This window comes from Oleiphilus sp. HI0086 (genome assembly GCF_001635225.1).
The window spans coordinates 1-7,679 of sequence record NZ_LWFZ01001159.1 but is presented as its reverse complement, the minus strand read 5'-3'; the positions used below and the strand labels follow the sequence as shown (position 1 = coordinate 7,679).

Genomic DNA, 7,679 nt, shown 5'->3' with positions numbered 1-7,679 from the left:
GAAAAAATCCCCACCATCGTACTCACGGGAAATTACGATGAAGAGAAAAGGGAGAAAATGCTGGAAANGCGAATCGTCGACTACGTTGTAAAAGAAAGCCGCTTCTCTTACGAGTATGTCATAAAGCTGATTAAGCGCCTTGAAAAAAACCAGCATATAAAAATTCTTGTAGCAGACGACTCCAAAATGTCTCGCCGCTACATTCAACAGCAACTTGAGACACACCTTTATCAAGTGCACACCGCAGACGATGGCGACACGGCTTTAGAGGCCCTTGAACAACACCCAGATATTAAACTACTGATTACCGATTACAACATGCCAAGAATGAACGGCTTTGACTTGGTCAAAAACATCCGAAAAGAGGTGAGCAAGAATGAGCTGGTTATAATCGGCTTGTCTGGTGAAGGTGACGGAAAACTAACTGCCAAGTTCATAAAAAATGGCGCAAACGACTTCTTGAACAAACCCTTTAGCCATGAAGAGTTTCATTGCCGCATTTTACACAACATCGAAAACCTTGAGCATTCCCAAACGCTTAAATATCTCGCCTTCCATGACTTTGTTACAGGGCTGCCCAACAAACAGAAGTTCTTTCTTGATGGGAACAAAGAGTTAGAAAAGGCCGTAAGCCAGAGCACCCCAGTATCTGTTGCTCTACTCTCTGTTGACCAAATGCATAACATTCAAGACAAGCACGGCCTGGATGCGCCCGATATCACCATGCGCAATCTAACCACCCTGCTACCAAAGGCATTCAATCGCTTCCAATACGCTCGAATAAACGACTCTGACGTTGCAATACTTATGGCAGGGCTAAGCCTGGAACAAGCAGCAAAGCTTGTAGACGGCTTTAGGGAGCTAGTTGAAGACCATATTGTTATGATAGATGAGTTCAGCTTCAACTTCACTGTTTCAGCAGGAATAACCGAGAACAACAATAACTCTTTAATTGAGCTTTTAAAAAATGCTGACAATCGCCTGTATCTAGCCCGAGAAAATGGTGAAAATCAGGTATGGTTTGAAGACTAAGCAAGTCCTGCAAGATATACTTGCAGCAAAGAGATAGCCCTGACTATACTCTTACAGCACCAACACACCGTGATATTCTGCTTTTGTCACAATAAAAATAAAAACTATCGGGCACAGCAACTGCCTGAAACACAAGAAAGGTAGAACAACAATGAGTAACGCCACACCTTGGTACCATGATTATAGCGACTATATATCTGGCGCTCTTTTCGGGCTGATTACCCTGGATATTTTCATGCTTTTGATTCATGGAATTACTGAGCGCTCTTTATCAGACTACAGCATGGGAACGCTAGCTATCACCATCCCCATAATGCTCGTATGGAGCTTTGAACGACTTTATTCAAAACAAGAGCACTAAAAAACAAAAAAGCCCAACTTAATGTTGGGCTTTTTCATATTACAAAGACTTATCGACCATTAAAGATTGTCGGCATTCTCTGATAAGTATGCAGCAACGCCATCAGGAGAAGCGTTCATACCTTTGTCACCTTTATTCCAACCTGCAGGACAAACCTCGCCATGCTCTTCATGGAATTGAAGCGCGTCAACTAGACGAATCAATTCGTCCATATTACGACCAAGCGGTAAATCGTTAACGATTTGCGAACGAACAGTACCGTTAGTATCAATCAAAAATGCACCACGGAATGCAACACCACCTTCTGACTCAACATCATAAGCCTTACAAATATCGTGGTTCATGTCTGCTGCTAGCGTATAACCTACCTGACCAATACCACCATCATTGATTGGAGTGTTTCTCCAAGCGTTGTGAGTGAAGTGAGAATCGATAGAAACACCAATAACTTCAACGCCACGAGCTTTGAAGTCATCCATTCTGTGATCCAGAGCAATCAACTCAGATGGACAAACAAAAGTAAAATCTAATGGATAAAAGAACACCAAGGCATACTTGCCTTTTGTCGCTTCAGAAAACGTAAATTCATCAACGATAGAACCGTCACCTAGTACTGCAGATACTGTAAAATCAGGAGCTTGCTTACCAACTAAAACACTCATTAGTTATTACCTTCCTTAAAAGTTTTATTCGATAGAGATACAGAACGTATCTCTTAGTGTGGTTAAAACAACGTGCCTATATTACACAGCCAGTAAAAATAATTACACCATTTCTTAGTTACTTTTTCTGAAAAAGTAAGCTTCTAAAAAAGAAAAAGAGGCCGAAGCCCCTTTTCTATTACTACATAGCATCAAATACTAGCTAGACAAAACGCCTTACCAGTGAATACCACGCATGATCGCAGCGAATGCAACCTGCTCTGTTGAAACTTTTGGCTTTTCATTAGCTTGCCCCTTACCTTGAGCCGCAGCTGAATCAGGGAACATCTTATAGCCAGTATTCATTACAATCTCACCAACCTTAGGAGCTAAGGAGTGAAGTACTGCAGCAAAAGTCCCCAAGCGTGTAGCGATACGCTTTGGTCGATGCACAATCGCTTCAGCAATCAAATCTGCCGCATCATCTGGCGACAATGTCGGAACAGAGTCGTAGATCTTAGTTGGGCCAATCATCGGCGTACGCACAAGCGGCATATTAATCGTTGTGAAAGTCACATTACTATCGGAAAATTCTGACGCAGCACAACGTGAGAATGCATCCAAAGCAGCTTTTGATGCAACGTATGCAGAAAAGCGTGGAGCATTAGTTAGTACCCCAATAGAGGAAATATTAACGATATGGCCGCACTTACGTTCTAGCATTGATGGCGCGAACCCCATAATCAAACGCAAAGAACCAAAGTAGTTTAGCTGCATAGTTCGTTCATAATCATGGAAACGGTCAAATGCATGGTTAATCGCACGTCTGATCGAGCGGCCTGCGTTATTAATCAAATAATCAACATGACCATGATCTTTTAGCACGGCTTCAACGAACTCATCACAGTTATTCATGTCCGCGAAGTCGCAACGATAAGCATGCACTTCACCCTTACCTTTTGCTTGTAGCTCAGCCTTAACTTCGTCCAGAGTCTCTTGCGTTCTAGCAGCGATACATACGATTGCCTCAGCATCTACCAATTTATGCGCAGTCGCCAATCCGATACCCGATGTTGCACCCGTGACAACACAAACTTTTCCACCAACAGTACCTTTTAAGGAACGATCTTTATGTAAATCTGGGTCTAGGTTACGCTCCCAAAAATCCCAAATAGCAGGTGCGTAGGATTCTAGACGAGGAACTTCGATTCCTGATCCTTTCAATACACGCTCTGTTTCGCGAGAGTCGAACTTTGTTGGGTAATTGATAAAACCCATTGCCGACTCTGGAACACCAAAATCATTTAAAACCGCACTCGTAATACGCTTAACAGGAGGAAGGTTCTTTAGGCCATTCCTAACCATTGAAGGAATAAAACCAAACATGCGAGAATCAACACGCATTGTCATGGTTGGCGCATGACCAGCTTCGGCAAAAATATTTAGAACCTCACCAACCTTGTGTGGGTCTGGGTCAGTCAAATGGAAACATTTTCCATCTTCACCATCTGCATGGGAAATATGATCAATTGCATCAACAATAAAGTCGACCGGCACAACGTTAATGCGGCCACCTTCAATACCAATAGTAGGCATCCACTTTGGTAAAGTGTTACGAATTTTTTGCAGCATTTTGAAGAAGTAATATGGACCGTCAATCTTGTCGATCTCACCAGTCTTAGAGTGCCCCACAACCATACCAGGACGATAGATTCTGAAAGGAATAGAGCATTCGTCTCGAACAGCCTTTTCCGAGTCATGTTTTGTTTGAAGGTATGGATCGTCAAGGTTCTCGGCCTCTTCGAACATATCCTCTCTAAACGTCCCCTTATAAAGACCAGCTGCTGCGATCGAACTAATATGGTTAAAACAGCCTGCTTGCATTTCTGTCGCGGCAACAATTGCGTTTCTTGTGCCCTGTACATTTACTGCTTTCTGAATTTCAGCACCAGCGTTCAAATCATAGATCGCTGCTAGATGATAAAAGTGCTTAACATTTCCTTTGAGCTCGGCCATTTGAGCATCAGAGATACCCAGGTTATCCTGAGTCAAATCGCCAACGATCGCTACAACGTCATCACCTGACACGTTAAAACGCTCAAGCAATTCCTCATAGCGCTCCATACTGGACTCTTGTGTAAGAAGATATATCTTCTCACCACGCGCGATTAGTTTCTCAACTAAAAAACGACCAATAAAACCGGTTCCACCGGTCAAAAAATAGCTCATTACTTAATACCCCGAAAAGAATAAATTGATTGCGCTTCGCTCAGAATTCGCTTACCAATGGATAACTAGTTAATTCCCTGCATCAGTATCTTAAGTCTGAAATCAAATGCGACCACACCAAAGATAATTGTAGTATAAAGCCAAAAATATGCTGAAATATAATACTAATCGGCCATGTGACCTTATTTTAACTACAGATTACGTAGATACATTACTCTAATATATATAATTATGTTATTAACGTGAACTTGCTTTAACAAAAGCCCCTATCAAGCTGAAATAACACTATACTAGCTCACTAAATTTACTTTGATCATCGAGGAATTTCTGTGTTCGGAATATCAATTTTACGGCCAGTTTATTTGCTTTTCATATTATGCGCTGTAGGTATTATATCTAGTAATGTTAACGCCTCCCTTTCTATAGAAAAAAGCCCTAATGATAGCCGGCACTACGATTACTTAGTACTAGAAAACAAACTTCGAGTCTTGCTGGTTTCCGACCCAAATACCGATAAATCTTCTGCGTCTCTAGACGTTAATATTGGCAGCGCAAGTGACCCTCTTGAATATCCGGGCTTGGCCCACTTTCTTGAACATATGCTCTTCCTTGGCACTGAAAAATTCCCTGAGCCTGATGCTTATCAGAAATATATCACTCAACATGGCGGCTCACACAATGCATATACTTCACCTGAAAATACAAACTATTTCTTTGATATCCGACCCGAATTCCTAGAAGCGGCGCTTGAACGCTTTTCTGAGCAGTTCACTCACCCGCTTTTTAACGCCGAGTATGTCGAGCGTGAAGTTAACGCTGTTCATTCCGAATACACATCCAAAGTCAAGGATGATGGACGACGCTTTTATTCTGTAATAAAAGCAGTATTAGCCGACGATCACCCCTATAGCCGCTTTTCTGTTGGAAACCTTGAAACCCTGAGTGACAAAGGCGAAGAAAAGTTACGCGACACTTTATTAGAGTTTTATCAAAAGAATTACTCTGCGAATCAAATGACTTTGGTAATTTTGGGGAAAGAGCCTCTTTCAACACTTAAAAAGTGGACACTAGCCAAGTTCAGTAACATTCCAAACAGCAACGTCGAGTTTACCGACATATCGCAAGATTTCTTCGCAGAAGATTTCCTACCTGTAAAAGTTGAAGCGCAATCGATAATGGACAAGCGATCAATGATGCTCGCATTCCCCATACCATCATCAAGCCTTCACCAAGACTCAAAGCCTGTATCCTACCTATCAAACCTGATTGGCCATGAGGGTAAAGGCAGCCTATTGTCGGCATTAAAAAATGAAAACCTAGTCGACTCACTATCGGCCGGTGCAGAGTTTGATACTAGAGTCAAAGAACTGTTTGTTATCCGCATGAGCTTGACTCAGTTTGGCTTTGACAACCAGGAACGAATTCTAGAGACCATTCATAGTTATATTGACCTTCTACGTAAAGAAGGCCTGAAAAAGCTTTACTTTGACGAACAAAAAACCATGTTAGATATTGCTTTTAACTATCAAGAGAAAAGTGAACCCATTCATTTCACGAGCAAGCTATCAAGGGCGCTCCAGTTTACTTCAGCAGAAGATATTCTTATCAAGCCCTACTCGCTCAAGCAGTTCGATCACGAGTTATACAAAACATACTTAAGCCATCTTAATCCCAAGAATATGTTTGTTGCGGTTAGCGCTAAAGCAGTTGTTGGAAAACGGTTTACTGACTGGTACGACGCACCCTATAACATTCAAGAACTGGATCAGAACCTTCTGGATAAACTCATCAAACCTAAGCAGGACAATAGGCTAAGCCTGCCAGAAAAAAACATTTTTATTCCGGAAAACATATCAATAGTTAAAACGATGAATACTGAAAAGCCAGAGCTTCTGCTCAAACAACTTGGCTTAGAAGTATGGCATCACACTGACACTAGCTTTGGCACGCCTAAATCAAACTTATTCCTTACCATACGCTCCCCTGAAGCGCTTAAGTCTGCGGCAACGCTAAATATGACAGATCTTTTAGTAAAACTTCTAACTGACTCGCTTAATGAATATAGCTACCCTGCCTATCTTGCAGGCCTTCATTACGAGCTATACAAGCATATGCGTGGTGTAACCATCAAAATCAGCGGGTACAGCGATAGACAGGCCCAACTTCTAAGCAAGTTACTTAACACCGTTAAATATGCAGAGTTTTCTCCCTCTCGTTTCTCTATAATGAAAGAACGCTTGTCTAGAAGCCTATCAAACGCAAAAGATAAGAAGCCATTTCAGCAAGCTATTTCCAAAGCTCAGAACGTAGTTATTGCTCCTTCTTGGAATGAAGAAGAACGTCTGAGCGCACTTAGAGATATAAAACTAGAAGATATTAATCAGTTTCGTGAAGACTTTCTGTCTCAACTAGATATAGCAGTGTTGAGTAGCGGAAACCTATCGCGTGCATCAACACTCAATAATGCACAATTAATTCAAAGCATATTACTTGATAAGGCAACTAAGACCGAGGTCAGCCGCGCCAAAATTCGCCGCATACCACCTAAGACTCCTTGGCTCAACACGCTCGACACCGAGCACAGTGATACCGGCTTTGTTCACTATGTACAAGGAAAAACTACTAGTCACAAAGAACGTGCTAAGTACTTACTACTCACTCAAATACTCTCTAGTGATTACTACAACCAAGTCCGCACTCAAAAACAAATGGGTTACATCGTATTCGCAACCAATTTTGAGTTGCTTGAAGTACCGGCTATAGCGTTCATTGTTCAGTCCCCTAGTAACACAGGCCAAGAGCTTTATAAGGAAACCAAGGCGTTCATTCATACAAGCTTAGAGACAGTTAGGTCAACAAGCAAAGCTGACTTGAACAAGCACAAGAGCTCGGTTGTTGCAAACCTACTAAAGCAAGACAACACCCTTTATTCACGCTCCAATAGGTTTTGGAAAGACATTGATATAAAAAATGTAGACTTCGACACCAAAGAACAATTAGCTAAAGAAGTGAACTCTCTTACCTTAGAAGATATGAGCACTCTAGTTCAGAACATTATTGCTGACGAAAACGGGGTGCTTACTGTTGTCGCAAAATCTAATTCTGAAAACTCTCAGGCAAGAGAACCAGAAAAGACAGAAATTAACAGCGCCGAGGGCATGACGAATCTTTCTACTGAACAATGGCAAGGGTTCAGCAAGTTCTAGAAAAAGCTTATTTAGCTTCAGATAGCCCGCGCTATCTGAAGCTCTTTACTAGGCATATGGAATGATAGACTCACCATAGAACCGGAGATCTTCAAGCACCGACTGAGATTTAGAGTCGATATCCGATTGAGATATTGCATGAATGCGATCGAAGAACCCTTGCCATTGTTCAGTAGAAAGATTCGTCATGCCCTCGGCGCTGTTAATTTC

Annotated in this window: 5 protein-coding genes; 3 read left to right on the top strand and 2 right to left on the bottom strand. The window is 41.8% G+C overall.

What is annotated here, in order from left to right:
- The coding region (locus A3756_RS20365) for a response regulator (protein WP_156490642.1) at window positions 1-1,032 on the top strand (1,032 nt) is incomplete at its 5' end.
- A 151-nt stretch (window positions 1,033-1,183) separates the two neighbouring features.
- A complete protein-coding gene (locus A3756_RS20360) occupies window positions 1,184-1,393 on the top strand; it encodes a hypothetical protein (protein ID WP_068515507.1) in 210 nt (69 codons plus the stop codon).
- Window positions 1,394-1,452: 59 nt separating this feature from the next.
- Here A3756_RS20360 and A3756_RS20355 read toward each other — a convergent pair whose 3' ends face one another.
- Window positions 1,453-2,055 (bottom strand): peroxiredoxin, encoded by a 603-nt coding sequence (locus tag A3756_RS20355; RefSeq protein WP_068515509.1) that lies wholly within the window; start codon window positions 2,053-2,055, stop codon window positions 1,453-1,455.
- Window positions 2,056-2,271: 216 nt separating this feature from the next.
- Window positions 2,272-4,263, bottom strand: a complete 1,992-nt coding sequence (locus A3756_RS20350) for an SDR family oxidoreductase (RefSeq protein WP_068554461.1) — start codon at window positions 4,261-4,263, stop codon at window positions 2,272-2,274.
- A gap of 362 nt (window positions 4,264-4,625) precedes the next feature.
- On the opposite strand from A3756_RS20350, the gene A3756_RS20345 reads away from it, so the two are divergent.
- Window positions 4,626-7,469 (top strand): insulinase family protein, encoded by a 2,844-nt coding sequence (locus A3756_RS20345; protein WP_156490641.1) that lies wholly within the window; start codon window positions 4,626-4,628, stop codon window positions 7,467-7,469.
- Window positions 7,470-7,679: the final 210 nt, after the last annotated feature.

Coding starts and splice junctions, on each gene's coding strand:
- A3756_RS20360 (WP_068515507.1), top strand. CDS start 1,184: ATGAGTAACGCCACACCTTGGTACCATGATTATAGCGACTATATATCT.
- A3756_RS20355 (WP_068515509.1), bottom strand. CDS start 2,055: ATGAGTGTTTTAGTTGGTAAGCAAGCTCCTGATTTTACAGTATCTGCA.
- A3756_RS20350 (WP_068554461.1), bottom strand. CDS start 4,263: ATGAGCTATTTTTTGACCGGTGGAACCGGTTTTATTGGTCGTTTTTTA.